Annotated in this window: 16 protein-coding genes; 1 reads left to right on the top strand and 15 read right to left on the bottom strand. The window is 63.5% G+C overall.

What is annotated here, in order from left to right; translation table 11 throughout:
• Genes icmH through tssA form a run of 11 tightly spaced genes read right to left on the bottom strand, consistent with a single transcriptional unit; the run spans position 1 to position 12,039 of the window.
• Positions 1–1,323, bottom strand: coding sequence for a type IVB secretion system protein IcmH/DotU (gene icmH / locus AC0L2H_RS15815; protein ID WP_473591101.1), 1,323 nt, complete (start codon positions 1,321–1,323; stop codon positions 1–3).
• 4 nt (positions 1,324–1,327) lie between these two features.
• Positions 1,328–2,662 (bottom strand): type VI secretion system baseplate subunit TssK, encoded by a 1,335-nt coding sequence (tssK, locus tag AC0L2H_RS15810; RefSeq protein WP_473591100.1) that lies wholly within the window; start codon positions 2,660–2,662, stop codon positions 1,328–1,330.
• A 39-nt stretch (positions 2,663–2,701) separates the two neighbouring features.
• Complete coding sequence (tssJ, locus tag AC0L2H_RS15805; protein WP_107648625.1) at positions 2,702–3,154, bottom strand: type VI secretion system lipoprotein TssJ; 453 nt, start codon at positions 3,152–3,154, stop codon at positions 2,702–2,704.
• 3 nt (positions 3,155–3,157) lie between these two features.
• Entirely contained in the window at positions 3,158–4,618 is a 1,461-nt protein-coding gene (tagH, locus tag AC0L2H_RS15800) for a type VI secretion system-associated FHA domain protein TagH (RefSeq protein ID WP_473591099.1), read from the bottom strand.
• Positions 4,615–5,718: a type VI secretion system baseplate subunit TssG gene (gene tssG / locus AC0L2H_RS15795; protein WP_473591098.1), complete on the bottom strand. Its 1,104-nt coding sequence runs from the start codon at positions 5,716–5,718 to the stop codon at positions 4,615–4,617. The genes tagH and tssG overlap by 4 nt, the downstream gene beginning before the upstream one ends.
• Entirely contained in the window at positions 5,682–7,556 is a 1,875-nt protein-coding gene (tssF, locus tag AC0L2H_RS15790; protein ID WP_473591097.1) for a type VI secretion system baseplate subunit TssF, read from the bottom strand. Before tssF ends, tssG begins: the two co-directional genes overlap by 37 nt.
• A gap of 3 nt (positions 7,557–7,559) precedes the next feature.
• Positions 7,560–8,315, bottom strand: a complete 756-nt coding sequence (gene tssE, locus AC0L2H_RS15785; RefSeq protein WP_473591285.1) for a type VI secretion system baseplate subunit TssE — start codon at positions 8,313–8,315, stop codon at positions 7,560–7,562.
• Complete coding sequence (locus AC0L2H_RS15780; protein ID WP_008875170.1) at positions 8,302–8,763, bottom strand: Hcp family type VI secretion system effector; 462 nt, start codon at positions 8,761–8,763, stop codon at positions 8,302–8,304. The genes tssE and AC0L2H_RS15780 overlap by 14 nt, the downstream gene beginning before the upstream one ends.
• Before the next feature lie 48 nt (positions 8,764–8,811).
• A complete protein-coding gene (gene tssC / locus AC0L2H_RS15775; RefSeq protein WP_097574983.1) occupies positions 8,812–10,317 on the bottom strand; it encodes a type VI secretion system contractile sheath large subunit in 1,506 nt (501 codons plus the stop codon).
• A gap of 3 nt (positions 10,318–10,320) precedes the next feature.
• Entirely contained in the window at positions 10,321–10,860 is a 540-nt protein-coding gene (gene tssB, locus AC0L2H_RS15770) for a type VI secretion system contractile sheath small subunit (protein WP_097574984.1), read from the bottom strand.
• A gap of 6 nt (positions 10,861–10,866) precedes the next feature.
• Positions 10,867–12,039, bottom strand: coding sequence for a type VI secretion system protein TssA (tssA, locus tag AC0L2H_RS15765; protein ID WP_473591096.1), 1,173 nt, complete (start codon positions 12,037–12,039; stop codon positions 10,867–10,869).
• 334 nt (positions 12,040–12,373) lie between these two features.
• Between tssA and tssH the strand changes: the two genes are divergently transcribed.
• A complete protein-coding gene (gene tssH, locus AC0L2H_RS15760; RefSeq protein WP_473591095.1) occupies positions 12,374–15,142 on the top strand; it encodes a type VI secretion system ATPase TssH in 2,769 nt (922 codons plus the stop codon).
• 63 nt (positions 15,143–15,205) lie between these two features.
• Here tssH and AC0L2H_RS15755 read toward each other — a convergent pair whose 3' ends face one another.
• Genes AC0L2H_RS15755 through AC0L2H_RS15740 form a run of 4 tightly spaced genes read right to left on the bottom strand, consistent with a single transcriptional unit; the run spans position 15,206 to position 18,185 of the window.
• The gene (locus AC0L2H_RS15755; RefSeq protein ID WP_473591284.1) at positions 15,206–15,667 is read right to left on the bottom strand and encodes a MaoC/PaaZ C-terminal domain-containing protein; all 462 of its coding nucleotides are present in this window, start codon (positions 15,665–15,667) and stop codon (positions 15,206–15,208) included.
• The gene (locus tag AC0L2H_RS15750; RefSeq protein ID WP_473591094.1) at positions 15,664–16,740 is read right to left on the bottom strand and encodes a Gfo/Idh/MocA family protein; all 1,077 of its coding nucleotides are present in this window, start codon (positions 16,738–16,740) and stop codon (positions 15,664–15,666) included. Before AC0L2H_RS15750 ends, AC0L2H_RS15755 begins: the two co-directional genes overlap by 4 nt.
• A complete protein-coding gene (locus AC0L2H_RS15745) occupies positions 16,733–17,062 on the bottom strand; it encodes an L-rhamnose mutarotase (protein ID WP_473591093.1) in 330 nt (109 codons plus the stop codon). Before AC0L2H_RS15745 ends, AC0L2H_RS15750 begins: the two co-directional genes overlap by 8 nt.
• A 10-nt stretch (positions 17,063–17,072) precedes the next feature.
• The gene (locus AC0L2H_RS15740; protein ID WP_473591092.1) at positions 17,073–18,185 is read right to left on the bottom strand and encodes a mandelate racemase/muconate lactonizing enzyme family protein; all 1,113 of its coding nucleotides are present in this window, start codon (positions 18,183–18,185) and stop codon (positions 17,073–17,075) included.
• Positions 18,186–18,188: the final 3 nt, after the last annotated feature.

Below are 18,188 nucleotides of genomic sequence, written 5' to 3'. Positions count from 1 at the left end.
TCACAGCCTCTTTTCGACCAGCACCTCGACGCGGCGGTTCAAGGCCCGGCCTTCGCGTGTGCTGTCTTTGGCTACGGGATCGGTGGCTGCGCGGCCTTCGGAACGAACGCGGTCCCGCGGCACTCCGCTCTGGATCAGCATGTCGGCGATGGTCGCCGCGCGCGCCTCGGACAGCCGCTGGTTGGTGGAGAGCGGATTGGAGCTTTGCAGCGGAACGCTGTCGGTGTGGCCGACCACCGTGATGTTGCCGATCAGTTCCTGATTGGCGAGGATCACCTTGGCGATAGAACCGATCAGGGGCTCGAAACCTTCTGTCAGTTGTGCTCGCGACGACTGGAACAGTTCGGGGTTGGAGGCCTGAACGACTAGCTTCGCCAGCGAAACGCTCTCGGTACCTCTAAGGGCCGACTTGAGATTGGCCGGCGCCCCAGCCTGAAATTCCGGCAGCAACGCAAAATCCACGGCCTCCGGTGGCGGCGCGTCGACCTGTGGCGACGTGCGGCTGATATCACTGCGGGTGGGAGGCGGCAGCGCGCGGACAAGCGCGGAAAGCTCGACCGCCTGGCTGCTCAGCCCCATTGAGAGCCCGATATGGATAGCGGTGGCGACCACAGCGGCGCCGAGCGCCATCACCCAGATCGGAACGATGAAGCGCTGCGGCTCGTCGGAGGCGATCACGCCTTTCCAGTTGGGCGACAGCGGCGCGGCGTCGGCATCGGCATCGCGCAGGAAGCGTGCCGCCGCCACGCGAACGGCATTGAGCGAGCGGTCGCCCGACCGGCCTGGCACGCGATACTTGCCGCGGAAGCCGAGCGCCAGGCAATGATATTGCAGTTCCAGCAATTCGCGATCACGGTTCGGGTGGCGCTCCAGTTCGTCGAGACGGGTGAAGAACTGCGTGCCGGCATCGACATCGCCGCGGAGCATGACCACAAGCGGCTGACGCGGCCATGCGCTGGCACCGCCCCAGGGCGTGTTCAAGGCCAAATCGTCGAGCAGCGCCGCCACCACCCAGGCCGCCTGATCGGCCCGCTCCAGCGAGGATCCCGCCGCCATTGCCATATCGCGCGCCCGAACCAGTTCGTCGAGCAACCGGGTGCGCAGCGCTTCCGGATTCTCCGGCGGCAGCGCGCTTTCAAGCTCGGGCGCGAATTCGAGCAAGGGTGCGAAGGCGTTGACAAGTGCGTTCGGGTGGGCGCGGGACCGTTTTATCGGCGCGCCCGGCAGGAGTGGCGCCATCGGGCGGGGCATCGGCGCGCCGGTCAGCCGTATGCGAGTGCGTTCACGATCCTCCGACAGTCCGAAGGGATCATCCCGGCTCATCATCTCACCTGTTCACCGAATAGCAGTCCACCTGCGGCTCGCTCGGCAACACGCCCGAAACGCCGATGACGAAGCCTGGGGCATCGAGCAGCGAGGCCCAGTGCTCGCTTTTCTGATCCAGCTCAAGACACAGCCGATCGCCATCGTAGGGGATTTCGCGGGGTTGCGAATGAAGCGGTTTCAGCGGGATGCCGGGCAGGCGGGACTTCCAGAGACCCTCGAACTGATCGGCTGCGCCGACAGTCGCCTGGTTGACGAATATCTTGCGCAGCGCGTCCTCCGACAGCTCGGACCCGACCCGGATGACGATCCGGCTGGCCACCAGGAGCTTCGGATTGTCGATGCGGATCTTCCAGACATTGGTCGAATGCCGCATGACGGGCAGGGCGCGTGATTTCGGTTCGATGTAGCGCAGGCTCAGGATGAGCGAACGCAGCGCATCCGCAAGCGCCGAATATGCGGGGCCGGGCGCCATGTGATCGTAAGCCGGCAATTCGCCCAGCCGCCGCGCGCTGGAGCCATAGGTCGCCATCGAGCCGGCGAGACCGGCGAGCTCAAGATAAAGCTCGGCCGGATGGAAAACATCCTGAGCCAGCATGTGGGCCAGTCGGGGACGCGCCGCATTGGCAAGGTTGAGCATCAACAAATCTTCGACGCTGCGCCCTGGTCCGCCCATGACCATCTTGCCATGCGCCTCGGCGATCTGGTCGAGGCCGGTAACGACTTCCAGAAGCAATTGCCGATACCAGGCCACCGCGCCGGTAACCAAGGTCGGCGGCAGGAACGTCTCGTCCAGGGACACCCCGCCGTCGGCTCGAACGCCCTTGATTTCGGCTATGGGCAGGGCGGTGTAACCGCCAACCGACTTTCCGGGGGCAAGCAGCAGCGCCTGCGGACGGGCGATCTCGATCTCTTCGGGGTCGGAACCTCCCTGCACGGCATCGCGCACCGCAAGGATCCGCCCATGATAGCGTGCGCCGCTGGACGCCGTGTGTGCCGGATCGAAGCCGACGCCGCCGGGAGGTTCGAGCGGCAAGGCGACCAGCACCGCTCCGGCGCCCGTATCCGGCGTCACCGGCAGCGGTCGCGGCGCGTCCATCATGTCCGGGATCGAAAAGGGAGTCCCGTCCGGAAAGATGCCCCGTGCCGACAGGATCGAGACCTGGCCGGCATCGAGCATTGCCTGGTCCAGCGTCAGCTGCTGAAAGCCGAACGTGTGCAACTGCCCGGCCTGCAAAGCGCCGCGCACAGTCGCCTCGAAAAAACGATCCTGCTGCTGGAAATGCTGGGTCCGCAGAAACAGTCCTTCGGACCACAGCACCCTGTTTGCATCGCTCATGCCGCCACTCTCTGCATCGAGCACCCCTTGCCTTGGCCGCTAGGCGGAAATTCCGCCGCTACCAAGCGTTACGTTGACGGTAAATTGTGATCCCGGCGAAACGGACTTGGTTGTCCGCCAGTTTCTGCCGCCGGGCTCGCGGATCAGTGCAACGAAGCCCAGCGCAGTTGCGTCCGGCTCGACGGTGATGATTTTGGTCGCGGTCTTTCCCGGTGCGACCGACATCTGGTCGGATCCGATGAGGTCGCCTGCGAGCGCGGAGCCGGCATCGCCCTGCAGCGCGAAATAATCGGCCGAGTTGAATTTACCGGTGCTGCGCAGCCGCATCACCAGGACCGTCACGGGCCGGTCGCCGCCACCCGGTCCCGGGTTCATGCCGGCAGCGCCGGTCAGGTTGACCGTGATGGCCGACGGCTTTGGCGGACCGCTCTGGCAAGCCGCAAGCAGCCCCGTCGCGCCCAGGGCAATGACGAATTCGCGTCGATCGATCATGTCTCACTCCTCCTCATATGCGTCCCGAAAATCTGCGCCGATTTCACCAAGAAAGCTCGTTTCCGCGCTCTGGGCGATTTCACGATGGCGTTTCTGGTAGAGCTCCCACAGCTTGGCGCCACGCCCGCCTGAAAGCAGGGTGCCGATCGCGGAATTCGATTTCAGCTCTTCCTCGATCGCCGCCGGGTCAAAACGGTCAATCATCCGCCGCAAGGCGGTCTGCACGCCGCGCCAGGCGCGCACGTGATGTTGCGCGAGATCGCGGACCGCGTCGGCGATTGCTGCTTCGCCGGCGAGAAATCCGGGGCTACGCTCGGCGATAATGGTCACGATGGCGTCGTCGACCGTCGGCAGAAACTTGAGCGGATTGACCTCAGAGGCTCCGACCATCGTCTGGGCGACACGGGCGCTTCCCTTTTCCTCGGCTCGCTTGCGCAGAAGCTGCATCAGGCCTTCCATCATCAGCCGATATTCGCGGCCGAACTTCTCCATTTCCGCAGCGGTGTCGCGCCCTGGAAAATCGGCTTCCTCAATGCCCAAGCCACGCAGGAATGCCGTGCGAAGCGCCATGTCATTGAGCCCCGCCGCTGCCGGCCGGGCAGCTTTGGCGGCAGCGCCCGTTCTTGGTGGAGGAGGCGCCTCAGCCGGTTGCGCGGGCAGGTCCCACGGATTGGCGGATTGCGGCCTTACGGCGGCGCGTTCGCGTTGACCGGACGGGCCGGCGCCGTTTTTCAAATCGGGCGTCGCGGCCGGCTCGAAACCGAAATCGTCATCGAATTCGGATGACTTTCCTGGAACGGACTCGGTTGCACCGTTGCGGGAAGGCACCGGATCGAGGCTGAATGGGTCAGCGGGGCCTGGCGCCCCACGTGGTTCGGGATAGGGTGCGCCGTTCGGCGCGGGTGTTGATACCGGGTCGAGGCTGAACGGGTCGTCGAAGGCAGGTGAACTGCGCTGATTGGCACGCTCGAACGCTCCTGGCACCGGCTGCTCGAACGGGTTCGGCAGATCGGCCGGCCTCGGTCGCCGTGGCTCCTCTTCGACCTTGGCTGAAAAAAAGTCGTCGTGGCCGATGCTGATCGGTACACGAGACGCCGGCGGCGGGCGTTCCGCGACCGACTGAATGCTTGCCGGCGCCTGGGCTACCGGCGACTGCAGGTCGACGCATACGACATAGTCGCCCAGTCTGAGCCGCATGCCGCTTTGCAGCCGCGCGGACTGGCCAGCGCCGAGCGGACTGTTGGAGTCGTTGATGAACAGTCCGCTGCTCGATGTATCGGTAACGAAATATCCGTCCCGCCCGCCGGTGATCTTGCAATGGGCGCGCGAAACGAACATGTCGGGATCGTCGATCTGCCAGCCCGCGTCCGCGCTGCGGCCGATCACCAGTTCACCCTCGTCCAGCCGGGTCTGCCTAACCGCCTGGGTACGGGGTCCTTGTTCCAGCGTCAGCAGCAGGCTCATGCCGCGACCTCCGCCAATTCCGGCCGCCATCCGACGATCGTGCGCAGCCGCATATCGTCAGCATCTCCCCTTTCGGGGGGGCGCGCAAGCCAGGCGGTCCGGCCGAGCTGTACTGCTCCGATACGCGGCGGCGGCACGGCGTTGCGCGCGAGCACGATCCGCAGATCGACGTCGAGCGATTCCCCGACCATGTCGCGGACAGCCTGCTTGAATAACTTCAGGCTCTGGCCACCCGGCAGGAACGCCTTGAAGTCCTCATATCCGAGTGGGCCGACGCGGAGTTCGATCCGGCTTTGGCGGTTGAAAACGCGCGGGCCGATCGTCGCCCCGCGTCCGAGCGCGGTGTAAGCCTTGGCAAGGCGCGTCTGGAGCGGGGCTGGTATGGTTATCCACGCGGCGACGAATTCCTTGAGCTGGACCGGCACCTTGAACGCCTCCGCCAGAAACAGCGTCAGGCGCTCCGGGCCGTCGACCTGGCTGGCGAGCGAAGCGGCCTGGCGAAGCTTCACCGTGTCGAGATCGGCATTCCCAGTGCCAGGCAGGCCGATCCCCGCCATGGCTTCAAGCATGGCGCGAACGCGGCCGCCGACCGCACGTTCCACCTGTACCGCGGGGTGGGCATCCGCCCAGGCCCGATAGTACAGGGCAATCATGCGGTGCTGAAGAATGTTGACGAAGTCCACGAAGGTCGTGTCGCTGGTCTGCCGCGCGTCGGCGCCGGTGAACCAGCGCTGCGACAGGCGATCGAGCACCCAACGCGTCAGATGCAGCGGCAAGGGACCTTCCGGTCCCATCAACCCGATATTTGCAACCGTGACCCGGGCCGGCGCCCCGTCCTTCCCCGACGACTTGTCGTTCCCAGGTGTCTTGTCCTTCGCGTCGCGGAACTCAACCACGTCCTTGGCGGTAAAGCCGAGACGCACATGTTGCCCGAGCCTTGCCGGCTCGCGATCCGGCTGGCCGGAATAGCCGAACAGACCGCCCCTCCGTTCGAGCCGGCGCAGCAGCTCGAAGAAGTCGAACGATCCGGACAGCCCCTCGGCCCGGTCCAGGTCGAATGTGTCTAGATCAGGTAGCGATTGCCGGGCGTCATCGGCCATGGCACATCCTCCTGCTTCTGCAGCAGCCGCGTGCGGGTCCGCACAAAGCCGTTTATTCCGGCGTGACGGGCAAACAGCCGCGCCAGCAGGGCCGAAAGCAGCAATGTGCTTTGCCCCGCCAGGACCGACTGGTCCACATGCAGCGTCACTTCCGTGCCCCGTCCGAAGCACATCGGCCCATCGATCTGCAGCCGCTCGACGACCGACCGCGAGTCGATGCGAACGATCGAGTGCACGTTGCGGGCGAGGCTCGGATCGCCCCGATCGGCATAAAGATCGAGCAGCGCATGCAGCGGATCCAGGCCGCGACCCTCCTTGGCAAGGCTGAGAAAGTTGAGCGCGAGTTGCGCCACGAGACGCCAGGCGAGATTGTCGGCGCGGGATTCGCCCTCGGCGCCCGCCGGCAGCGCCGCGGGAATAGCCGGCTGCGGCGAACGCAATGCGCCGAGAAGCCTGACCGTTTCGACGGGATCGCCTGTCTCCAGCGTCAAGGTGGGATTGTCGTCGAGGATCGGCAGGTCGCGGTTGGTGCAAAGCGCCACGATGTCGACCCGCTTCAGCGGACGGTTCGGCGGGCTTCCAAGCGGACGGGAAATCGACAGGAAGACGTCGTCCCCGGTGTATGAGGTGCGGGTCAGGCCGTCGCGCCGTTCATCCTCGGTGGCCCGGCGAGGGCGCCGTTCGGTGGAGTAGACCCAGCCACTGCCGCGGTTTTGACCGAGGCTGAAGAGCTCCGGGATTTCGGCATCGTTGCCCTCGGTGTCGGCATCCTCGACGCGGGTGACCCGATAGATCTCGAAGTCCCGCGCCCGCGTGCGGTCGGCATGCAGTACTTGCCGCGTCTTGCGAGGATCGAGTTCGATGACGTTGCACTCACGCTCGAAGAGGTTGATGATCGGCGTTGCGAACAGTTCGAAATCGGCTGGTGTCAGGTCGGCAAGCTCGGCCACCGGACGCCGGAACATGAAGATGATCTCTATCCCGGCCTCGCATTTGCGCAGGACGGGTTGCAGCCCTGAAATCCGCACATAGTGGAAGCGCTCGGGCATCATGAAATATTCACGCAGCAGTCGATACCCCTCGAATGTCGGACGGGTACGAGGCATCAGGGCCTCGTCGTCGCTGATGCCGACCATTTCGGGTTCCGGCAAAGGCGATAGCGGGTTGGTCTTGCCTTCGGCGCGTGCGCCGACGGCCGACGAGGCGCCAAAAATCGCGTCAAACAGCAGCGGCGCCTTGGTGCGCCCGGCAAAATAGAGGTCAAGCCGGTCGAGCGCCAATTCGTTGAGCTTGCCCTTACCGGTTCGAGCCAGCGTGATGCGGAGCGCTGCCTCGCCGCCCACACCGCCGATCGGCGTTATGCCTGCCGCCGCCAGCGCGCTGCGATCCTGAAAATAGCCGACTGAAGTGATGGCTATCGGCCACAGCGTCATTTCCTGCGCGGTGGTGAATGTGCAGCGCGTCGACAGGCCGGGTTGCAGGCTGGAGACCAGCCGCGTGTTGCGCTTGATGACATGGCCGGCAATCATCGACTGGACCTGCTGACCGGGTTTCAGCACCGCCATCGCCGTTGCCGGCGCCGGTGAAACCAGATCGGGATAGAGGACATCGAGCACGCTACGTGAAAACCGCGAGCGCTCCGCATCGACTTTCAGCCGCGTGCGCGCGGCCAGGAAGGCAACGCCGTCGAGCAGCCGCTCGACATACGGATCCGGACACGGGACCGTATCGAGTGAAAGATTGCGCGCCACGGCCGGATGCATGTCGGCAAATTCAGCCGCGAGTGCACGGATATGGGTCAGTTCCTCCTCGTAATATTCTACGAAGACCCGATCCATCTCTCAGGCTTCCCTAAATTCGGTCCGCGCCAAGCCGTTATCGAGATTGATCGTGGTGCGCAGCCGCATGCGTTCCGGCGTCGGCGTCATGATCAGCACAGCGTCAATCTCGATCTTCAGGCCCACGGTTTTGTCGCCAAGGGTCACCGTTACCTTTGTTGCGCTTTCCTTGAGACGTGGCTCGAACGTGGCGAGGATGGAACGGATCTCGCGCGCCAAAGTTTCGCGATCGAAGTCGCGGGAGGAACGACCCGAAAACGAAGGCACGCCGTAATTGACCACACTTCGGCGAACCTCCGGAAAATCGGCAAGCGACGGCGGGTTGTCGGCGGCCTGTTCGCTTTCGAGATCGGAAAGAAGAGGAATGGCCTCGAAGCGCTCGGTGTTGAACAGAGCTTCGATGTCGCGTCGCACAGCCTCCCTGAGGACACGGGCCGATACGACCACGCCACGGCTTTCGATCTCCGCACGATGCTGGGTTTGAAAGATCAGGCGATGCAGGCGCTGCTTCTGATCGGATGTGAGCTCGGCGTCGGCGTCGATGACCCGCGGGGTTCCCGCAACAAGGATGTCCAGCCGGTCCGCGCCAAGCTCGTCGTGCAAGACTTGGCGCAGTCCGGCTATTTCCGAGGTCACGCCCGGCAGGTCGTTGACGAGGCGGTCCCAGAGAGAGGGCTGGACCGCTTCGCGTTTCGCTCGCGAACTGCCGGTAACCTGCAGCTTGTCGGCGCCGGACCGCCGGGCCTCACTTGCCGACATAGACATCCATTTCGATCTCGTCATCCTTGTCATAGACGAACTTGATCTTCTTGTAGGCGAAGCTGACCTCCTCCTGGATCAGGTCTTCCTCGTCCTCGGCCTGCGACATGTCGTATTCCATGATCGAGGCGTCGGTCAGGGTGACGACCAGGTAGTCGCTGGTCTCGCCGTCGATGGTCCGGCGTGCGGAGAACACAACTTCGTCCAGCGCCTTGTTGTCGAACAGCGCCTTTTTCAAATAAGGCGACGACTTGTCATAGTGCTTGGTGAACTTGATCATGCCGAGGGACACACGACCGCGACGCGAGAGCGAATTCGGATCGTAAGGCGCGACTATCTTGTAATCGACACCGTGGACTTCGATTTCATCTTCGTGGCCATCGCGAACGCTTGGGCCTTTGATATCCGGAACCTTTAAAAAGCCATCGATCTTCACTGTTGTGGGCATTGTCTTTCTCCACCGCTTTCAATCAAAACAAGATGATGTTGCTGCAAATCAAGTCTTCACGGACGGTAGTTCCGACACCAGCCGGAGCGAGGCGTTGATGCCCTCCAACTGGTAGTGCGGGCGTAGATAGAAGCGGGCATTGTAATAGCCCGGCCGCCCCTCGACGCTGTCCACCTGGACCTCCGCGGCGGCAAGCGGGCGCTTGGCGCGCGCCTTGTCGTCGGCGAAGGCCGGGTTGGCCAGCACGTAGCGGTTGATCCACTCGGTCAGCCAGATCTGCATGTCCGAGCGCTCCTTGAACGACCCTATCTTGTCGCGCGCGATTGCCTTGAGGTAATGCGCGAAGCGCGAGACCGGGAAAAGATAGGGCAGGTTGGCGCTCAGCCGTTCATTCGACTGGGCGTCGGGATCGACCAGCCGCCCGGCGCGCGTCTCGTCGTCCTGCAACGAATGCGCGCCGATGAAAGCAGCGAGATCGGTGTTTTTGCGGTGCAGGATCGGCATCAGGCCGAGCTTGGCCAGTTCCGCCTCGCGCCGGTCGTCGATGGCGACTTCCGTCGGGCACTTCATCGCGATCGATCCGTCGTCGGTCGGGAAGCTGTGCACAGGCAGGTTTATCACCGTGCCGCCGTTCTCGACGCCGCGAATCTGCGTGCCCCAGCCATAGAGTTTGTGACTGCGGTTTATGTTGACGCCCATCGGGAATGCGGCGTTCATCCAGACGTATTTGTTGTGGTCGGCCTGCACCTCTTCCTCGAAGGTGAAGCCCTTCACCGGAACGGTATCCGTGCCATACGGCAGTCGCGCCAGCACCCGTGGCATGGTCAGGCCGATATAGCGCGCGTCCTCGCTCTCGCGCAGCGATTGCCACGAAGCATAGGCTGGATTGGAGACGATCATCTGCAGGTCCTGCGGGTTCGGCAGTTCCTGCCAGCTGTCCATCCGGAACAGTCGTGGCGAGGCGGCAGCGATGAACGGCGTATGCGCCGAGGCGCAGATGCCGGACATGTTGCGCAACAGGCCGACGTCGCGCGGATGGTTCGAGAATTCGTAGGCGCCGACCAGGCAGCCGATCGGCTCGCCGCCAAGCATCGAATACTCGTCCGTATAGACTTTCTTGAAGATCGGGCTTTGATCCCACATCTGGCCTTCATAGTCTTCAAGCGTGTCGGCGAGCTGTTCCTTGGAAATGTTCATGACCCGGATCTTCAGCTTCTGATCCGTCTCGGTGTTGTTGATGAGATACCAGAGGCCGCGCCACGTGCCCTCCATCTCGCGCACTTCCGGCGCGTGCAGGATCTCGTTGACCTGCGTCGTCAGCATCTTGTCGATGCCTGCGATCAGCGACTTGATCGACTTGATCGCATTGGACGAGATAGTCGTGGTGTCGGAACGGGATTGCGCGGCCAGTGCAAGGTTGCGCACGAGTTGCTGCAACTTCTCGCTGTCGTCCTTCTTGACCTTGAAATCCTTCTCCAGCAGCCCGCTGAATTCTCCGAGGTCTATTGCTTCCGCCTCAGCGGTGACGGCTGCGGTTTTTTGCTGTTCGGCCATGACTTACTCCCCAGCCTTGTCGTCGTCGGATAATGCCTGGTTGGCGATCTTGCCGAGAAGCGGCTCGTTGTTCAGAAGTTGCGCGATGCGCTTTTCGGCGTCGACACGGCCATCCATGAAGCCGAGCAGTTCCTCGAGTTGACGACGCATTTTGAGGATCTCGGCCAGTTGCGGAACCTGCTCCGCGATCTTGTCGGGGGCGAAATCGCCCATCTTGGTGAAGGTGAGGTCAAGCGCCAGTTCCTCGTCGCGCTCCTGGCCTTCGGCCTGCGGCAGCGTGTTCTTCACCCGCGCCTTCACCCGCGGCCCGAGCGCTTCCATGAACTTGGGGAAGCGGTTCGCGTCGGTCTCGACGAAAGCGCGGTCGAGTACCGATTTCGACGCTTCCTTGGTTTGCGAGGCACCGGAAAGATCGGCCATCACCCCCATGACGAACGGCAATTCGATTGTCGTCGGGCTGCCGTAGGTTTCAACGTCGTAGGCGATCTGCACCCGCGGCGCGCGATTTCGTTCGATGACCTTCGCTTTGCTTTCGGCTGGCATGTGTTGCTACCTTTCATCCTTCTGAGCGGCCTTCTTGGCATCGGGAACGCCGGCCAGGAGCCGGAATTCCTTCAGCCCCGAAGGGGCGAGATCTTCCATCAGTTCAACAAAATCCATGTGAACCATCCGGCGTACGCGCCGTGCCAGATGCGGGATCGGGCTCGACGGTTCAGTGCGGTCGTAGAAGGCGACAACAAGGTCGAGGCATTTGACGACGTCGTCGCGGGACGAGATCCGGTCGGGCAGGCCGCTGCTGCCGGACTCCGCGTAGCTTGCCATACTTGCCATCGTATCGGCTCCATGACCGTTTCGAGCAGGCGTTGCCGGTTCTGCAGCCGCGGAAAGCGGCTTTGCGGCGCCATTCGCGGTGGCGCCGGCGGCCGAGTTTCGTTCGAGGGTGGTCAGCAAACGCTGCAGAAATCGTTTTAATTCCGGAACGGGGGCGCCGCTGCCCTCGATACGGGCATTGAGGGCGGTCTCCACCGCCTCAAGGGCCGCGATCGCGGCGCGTGCATCGGTGACGATCGAGGTCATCTCCGCGCCGGCCTGGTCGATTTGTGCGGCGCATGCGCTGCGCACCCGGTTCACCAACTGGCTGTGCGCGCTCGCCAGAGCCGCTTTTTCGGTTGCGTTCAGTCCCGAGGACGCTTCCTGAAGCACGACGCGCTCGTCGAGCGCACCCTTTTCCAGGTCCTCGCCGAGGATCGGGCCGATTGCACGCGGCGCAAAAAACGTCAGTTTCCGCAGATCCTTGAGCAGGCCATCCTGGCCGTTCTGGAGGTCCGTCAGCGCATTGATGCGGCGCAGGGCGGCGTCGCGCAGGGTAGCACCGGACCGCAGGGCCGGATGCATGGTCGCCCAATGCTGATCGAAGGTCTGCGCTATGAGGGTCAGGCCGTCAGCCAGCCCGGCCAGCCGATACTCGTTGGCCAGAGCACGCGTGACGATGACGAGGAGGCGCAGGTCCCTGCCGTGTTGGCGCAACTCCTCAGCCTTGGCGAGCACGGCGGGCCAGTCGATCGGAACGTCAACTTCTGTGTTCTTGCTTCCTTGAAACTCGACCTTTTTCTGCTGTTCCGTCAGGCGCTCCAGCTCGTGGAAAGCGGGATCGTTGCGCAAATCCTTCCCGGACGGATTTTCACCGTCGAGAGGAGCAAGCCAGAGTGCGAGATCAATCACACAAACCCCCAGCGGGCAGCCCTGAAGCCACGCGTGACGCTACGGTATCACACTGCGTCACTTTACCACAATTTAGTTGCTGCTTAAAAGTTAACAGAAGCCCGCAACCTCGATCTTGAGCGCCGGGATCAGTGGCGTGATCGACGAGGCCTGTATGTGAAATTCTTCGCATAGACGCCGGCAATTCCGTGGTTGTCTGCGACCGGAATGCGGAACTATCCGCGAAACGGTAGCCGGCCGGGCCGGCGGCCGAGCGGGCCTGTCCATCATGCGCTTTGTCAAGTCGCCACTAATGTGGCAGGTTGTTGGCTGGCAGATTTCAGGAGCAAGTTCGATGGAACAGCGCCGGTCATCGCAGAGTTTCAAGCGCAAGGAACTGGTCGGCAAGCTCAATCCTGTCTGTTTGCGGGCCTTCAAGGCTGCGGCTGACGCCGCCAAACTGCGCGGCAATCCCTATGTCGAACTCGTCCACTTCATCGAACAACTGGTGCTTTCCGATCGCTCGGATGTACAAATGATACTTGCCGATGCGGGAGTGGATGCAAGCCGGCTTACCGCCGACATGACCCGCGCCGTCGACAAGCTGCCCTATGGCGCGACTTCGATCGAGGAATTTTCCGACCATATCTTTCACGCCATCCAGGAAGGCTGGAACCTGGCGGGGCTGGAGTTCAATGTCGAGGAGGTCCGCAGCGCCTATATTCTCCTCGCTTGCCTGAAGACGCCGGTGCTGGAAGGCTTGCTGTCGAAGATCAGCGGCGAATTCGACAAGATCGACGCCGACGGGGTTGTCGCTCGGTTCGCTGACGTGGTCGACGGCTCACTCGAAGCCGGCGCCGCCGCGGCCGCTCCTGCCACTGAAACGCCGATGAAACGGGGCCCGGGCGGCGACTCGGCGCTGGCGAAATACGCCACCGACCTGACCCAGCGCGCCCGCGACGGCAAGATCGACCCAGTCGTCGGCCGTGATCCGGAGATCAGGCAGATTGTCGACATCCTGATGCGACGCCGGCAAAACAACCCGATCCTGACCGGTGAGGCCGGCGTCGGCAAAACCGCGGTCGTGGAGGGCTTTGCCTTGCGCATCGCCGAGGGCGACGTGCCGCCCACCCTGCAAGGGGTGAGCGTGCGCATGCTCGACGTCGGATTGATGCAGGCGGGTGCAAGCGTAAAGGGCGAGTTCGAAAAGCGGCTGAAGGCGGTCATCGATGAGGTTCAATCCTCCGAGACTCCGGTCATCCTGTTCATCGACGAAGCCCATACCTTGATCGGCGCCGGTGGCGCTGCCGGAACCGGCGATGCGGCCAACCTGCTGAAACCGGCGCTGGCGCGCGGCGAACTTCGCACCATCGCGGCAACGACCTGGGCTGAATACAAGCAGCACATCGAGAAAGACCCGGCGCTGACGCGCCGCTTCCAGGTGGTCAAGATCGACGAGCCGTCGGAGGCGGTCGCCGTTCTGATGCTGCGCGGCGTGGCCGGGGTCCTGGAGCAGCACCACAAGGTGCAGATGCTCGATGAGGCGATCGAGGCGGCGGTCGGCCTGTCGCATCGCTACATCCCGGCGCGGCAATTGCCGGACAAGGCGGTGAGCCTTCTCGACACCGCCTGCGCCCGTGTCGCCATTTCGCAGCATGCCACCCCTGCCGAGGTCGAGGATATCCTGCGCCGCCGGCAGGCGCTGGAGGTCGAGCGCGGCATCATCGGCCGCGAGGCCGCGATCGGCATCGAGGTGACCGACCGGCAGGCCCGGGTCGAAGCGGGGCTTGCCGAAACCGAAGGTACCCTTGCCGCCGCGCAAGCACGTTGGGAGCGGGAAAAGGCGCTGGTTGCCGAGATCCTCGAACTGCGCGCCAGGCTGCGCGGCGAGGGAGTGCCGCTCGATGAAGTGGCGACAGAGGAGGCTGCCGCCGGAACAGCAGGCCCGGATGCAACCGAGACCGAAGTCTCTGAGACGGAAACGCCCGGGACCGAGGCTAAGGCAACAGCGACCACCGGTCCTCCTCCGACCGATCCGGCCGCTGATCTTGCACGGCTGCGCGAACTGATGGCCGAACTGGCCGAGGCGCAGGGCGAGACGCCCCTGATCCTGCCGTCGGTCGACCGCAATGCGGTGGCGGCTGTGGTTCAGGACTGGACTGGCATCCCCACTGGCAGGATGCTGTCGAGCCAGACCGAAAAGGCGCTGCGGCTGGCCACCACTCTGTCCGAACGCGTGGTCGGTCAGGATCATGCCATGGAGATGATCGCCAGGCGCGTCCAGACCAGCCGGGCCGGGCTCGGTGCGCCGGAAAAACCGGTGGGGGTTTTTCTGCTTTGTGGTCCCTCCGGCGTGGGTAAGACCGAAACCGCGCTGGCCTTGGCCGAAACGCTCTATGGCGGCGAACAGAACCTCATCTCGATCAATATGTCCGAGTTCCAGGAGGCGCATACGGTCTCCACCCTGAAGGGCGCGCCACCCGGCTATGTCGGCTACGGCAAGGGCGGGATCCTGACCGAGGCTGTGCGGCGCAAGCCCTATTCGGTGATCCTGCTCGACGAGGTCGAGAAGGCGCATCCGGACGTGCACGAAATCTTCTTCCAGGTTTTTGACAAGGGGATGATGGACGACAGCGAAGGCCGCCGGATCGATTTCAAGAACACGCTGATCCTGCTCACTTCCAATGTCGGTTCCGAAGTCATCATGGACCGGACCAGGGACGGCACGGTACGGGCAGGGCTCGACGATCTGGACACAGCATTGCGCCCTCCATTGTTGAAGGTGTTCCCCGCAGCCTTCCTTGGCCGGGTGGTAACCATCCCCTACTACCCGCTTTCGGACATGATGATCGAAGCGATCACCCGCCATCAGTTTGCCAAGATCGCCCGCCGGCTGCGGGCAACCAACGATGCCGAACTGGTGATCGGTGACGGTGTCATGGATCTCGTCAAGGCCCGCTGCACCGAGATCGAATCCGGCGGGCGAATGATTGACGCTATTTTGACAAACACGCTTCTGCCGGAATTGAGCCGGGGGGTGCTGAACCGGTCGCTCGAGGGCGAAAAGATGACGAAGGTGACGGTTGGAGCCTCCGAAGGAGGTTTCACCTATTCTTTCGAATAGCTCAGGACCAATTCTGACGAAGGCTGGTCAATTCCAGATGGAAGCGTGCATGGAGCAGCGCATTCAAGCCCGCTTCGACTTGTCGCGACGTTCGACGACATAGATATGGTCGGCCGCCAGGACGACGTCGCCATGCTGGTTGATCACCTCGCAGCGCTCGATCACCCGTCCTGACCCTGGCCGCTTGGGATCGTCTTCCTTGGCGGCAATAGTGGTGCGCGTGCGGATCGTGTCGCCGATGAACACCGGCTTGATGAAGCGCAGCCGGTCGTAGCCATAGGAAAAGGCGACCGGGTTGACGACGCTAGCCGTCAGCCCGACGCCGACCGAGAACACCAGCGTGCCGTGGGCGATGCGCTGGCCGAACGGCGTCGTCTTCATGAACTCGGCGTCCATGTGGTGCGGGAAGAAATCGCCGGTGTGGCCGGCATGGACGACGAAGTCCGTCTCGGTGATGGTGCGGCCGCTGGTCAGGCGCGATGAACCGATCTCATAGTCCTCGAAATACTGGATCTGTTCCATCAGGGCCTCTCCGCGATCGGCGTCGCCGGCGCCGCGCTCGACTGATAGGCCGCCTCGACCAGCGCCATCGTGCTCCAGGCATCCTCGACCGGGCTGATCAGCGTTGCGTCCTCGCCGGCCGCAAAGCGCTGGACATTGGCCATGCGGCCGACGAAGGCATCGGGGAACCACTCGCCGGCCAATGGCACGGCGACCCAGTCCGTCCCGCCTTTCGGATGGATCTCCAGCACATCCGGCTCGCCGCGCGGATAGTCGAGATTGAGGCCGAGCTTGAGATAGGCAGCGCCTTCGGTGCCGCAGATGCGGAACTCGCAGGCCTGGTGCTGGCGGCCGAACTTGTGGTCGTGATTGATCGACAGCGCGCAACGCACGGTGTCGCCATAGTCGAGAATGGCGCTGGTGCGTGTCTGCGCCACCGCATGAGTGGGGTGGCCAAGCGCCTTGGCGTGCACACCTCTGGGATCGCCAAGCAATTGCCGGATCAGGTCGAGATAATGGATCGAATGCATGGCGATCTCGACGCGCGGCGCCTTGAGCAGGAACTCCCAGAGCTCCCATGGTGTCGCCAGCGCCAGCCAGGCATCGAAGTCGACGATCTCGCCGAGCCAGCCCTTGGCGATGGCATCCTTGAGCGCCAGCATCATTGGCGCGAAGCGCAACTGGAAGTTCACGGCCGCCTTGAGGTTCTTGGCGCGGCAGATTTCGAGGATTTCTGTTGCCTCGCCGAGGTAGTTGCCCATCGGTTTCTGGATCAATGCGACCGCGCCATCGGGTAGAGCCTTCAGGATCTCGGCGTGCCGCCCGGGCGGCGTGGCGAGGTCGAAGATCGCATCCTCGACGGCGGCCGCTTCCTCAATCGAGCGGAACACGGTCACGCCCCATTTCTCGGCCAGGGTCCGCGCCTTGGCCTGGTCCGGATCGTAGAGGCCGGCGACCGGGAAGCTGGCCTTCCTATAGGCCGGGAAATGCGCGTCGCCGACGATCGATCCCGCGCCGAAGGTGACGATCGGACGGGGCGCCGAGGGTTTGGGCCAGGCCTGGACGAGCGAGGCAGGGTCGAAACCGCCTTCAGTCATGATGGAAGACCTCGTCCATGTCAGCCCACCATTCGCCTTCCTTGCGGGTCGCGAGTGGCTCCTGGCATGGCATACAGACCGCCCACCATTCCTGGGTTTTCGGGTCGGCCGCCATTTTGGCCATGTCGGCCGCATAGTCGGCGCCATGGTACTCGAAATAGCTGAACAGCAGGTTCTCCGGCCGCTTCAGGTAGATCGAGTAGTTCTTGATGTTGCAGGCCGAAATCATGGTCAGCACATCCGGCCAGACGGCGGCGTGAAGGCGGACATACTCCTCGACCTTTTCCGGCTTCAGCCCCAGCACCATCCCCATCCGCTGCATGCCCGTCTCCCTATCTGGTGATCGCCGTGGTGAACTCGGCGATGCTCATGGCCTTCACCGCGTCCCAGTCCCAGTCGATGCCGATGCCCGGCTCATCAGGCGCCAGCGCCTGGCCATCCTCGATGCGCATATGCTTGCCGGTCAACTGGTCGAGTTGCGGAATGTACTCGACATATCTGCCGTTCTGAACAGCGCAGGTCAGGCTGACATGCAGTTCCATCAGAAAATGCGGGCAGACCGGGATGTCGAAGGCCTCCGCCGCATGGGCGATCTTGAGCCAGGGCGTGATGCCGCCGATGCGGCCGACATCGACCTGCACGATCGAGCAGGCGCCCTTCTGCATATACTCGCGGAAATGCCTGATGGAGTAGAGCGACTCGCCAATGGCGATCGGCGTCGGCGTCGAGTTCGACAGTCGCACATGCCCGTCGATGTCGTCGGCTGGCAGCGGCTCCTCGATCCAGGCGAGGTCGAGCTCGCGCAGCCTGGCCGCGCGCCGGATTGCCTCATCGACCGAAAAGCCCTGATTGGCGTCGGTCATGATCTCGTAGCCGTCGCCAACCGCCTTGCGCACGGCCGACAGGCGCGCCAGATCCTCCGCCCCGTGCGGCTTGCCGATCTTCACCTTCGAGCCGCGAAACCCCTTGGCCTTGGCGGCCAGCGCATCGTCGACCAACGCCTGAGTCTCGATGTGCAGCCAGCCGCCTTCGGTTGTGTAGAGCGGGCAGCGGTCCTTGGCGCCGCCGGCCAGCTTCCACAGCGGCAGCCTCTGTTTCTTCGCCCGCAGATCCCAAAGTGCGGTATCGATCGCCGCGATCGCTATGGCGGTGATCGCACCGATCGTGGTGGCATGCGTGGCAAATTCGAGATCGTGCCAGATCGCCTCGATCATGTCGGGGTCGCGACCGATCAGGCGTGGCGCCAGATGGTCCGAGAGCAGCCGCATCACCGAAGAGCCGCCCGTGCCGATCGTGTAGCTGTAACCGGTACCGACCGCGCCGTCGGAATCGATGATCGTAACGATTGGCGTTTCCTGGCTGACGAAACTCTGGATCGCGTCGGTGCGCTTGACCTTGGGCACAAGGTCCACCATCCGCAGTTCGACCTTCTCGATTCTGGCCATGCC

This window comes from Mesorhizobium sp. WSM4871 (assembly GCF_055811295.1).
Note: the sequence above shows the minus strand (reverse complement) of the source record. Positions and strands in the feature narration are given on the sequence as shown.

What these genes read in the sequence shown, in the direction of transcription:
- AC0L2H_RS15745 (WP_473591093.1), bottom strand. Translation starts at nt 17,062, where the DNA reads ATGCAGCGGATGGGGATGGTGCTGGGGCTGAAGCCGGAAAAGGTCGAG.
- tssG (WP_473591098.1), bottom strand. Translation starts at nt 5,718, where the DNA reads ATGGCCGATGACGCCCGGCAATCGCTACCTGATCTAGACACATTCGAC.
- tssH (WP_473591095.1), top strand. Translation starts at nt 12,374, where the DNA reads ATGGAACAGCGCCGGTCATCGCAGAGTTTCAAGCGCAAGGAACTGGTC.
- tssC (WP_097574983.1), bottom strand. Translation starts at nt 10,317, where the DNA reads ATGGCCGAACAGCAAAAAACCGCAGCCGTCACCGCTGAGGCGGAAGCA.
- tssJ (WP_107648625.1), bottom strand. Translation starts at nt 3,154, where the DNA reads ATGATCGATCGACGCGAATTCGTCATTGCCCTGGGCGCGACGGGGCTG.
- AC0L2H_RS15780 (WP_008875170.1), bottom strand. Translation starts at nt 8,763, where the DNA reads ATGCCCACAACAGTGAAGATCGATGGCTTTTTAAAGGTTCCGGATATC.
- AC0L2H_RS15750 (WP_473591094.1), bottom strand. Translation starts at nt 16,740, where the DNA reads ATGACTGAAGGCGGTTTCGACCCTGCCTCGCTCGTCCAGGCCTGGCCC.
- tagH (WP_473591099.1), bottom strand. Translation starts at nt 4,618, where the DNA reads ATGAGCCTGCTGCTGACGCTGGAACAAGGACCCCGTACCCAGGCGGTT.
- tssE (WP_473591285.1), bottom strand. Translation starts at nt 8,315, where the DNA reads ATGTCGGCAAGTGAGGCCCGGCGGTCCGGCGCCGACAAGCTGCAGGTT.
- tssF (WP_473591097.1), bottom strand. Translation starts at nt 7,556, where the DNA reads ATGGATCGGGTCTTCGTAGAATATTACGAGGAGGAACTGACCCATATC.
- tssK (WP_473591100.1), bottom strand. Translation starts at nt 2,662, where the DNA reads ATGAGCGATGCAAACAGGGTGCTGTGGTCCGAAGGACTGTTTCTGCGG.
- AC0L2H_RS15740 (WP_473591092.1), bottom strand. Translation starts at nt 18,185, where the DNA reads ATGGCCAGAATCGAGAAGGTCGAACTGCGGATGGTGGACCTTGTGCCC.
- icmH (WP_473591101.1), bottom strand. Translation starts at nt 1,323, where the DNA reads ATGAGCCGGGATGATCCCTTCGGACTGTCGGAGGATCGTGAACGCACT.
- tssB (WP_097574984.1), bottom strand. Translation starts at nt 10,860, where the DNA reads ATGCCAGCCGAAAGCAAAGCGAAGGTCATCGAACGAAATCGCGCGCCG.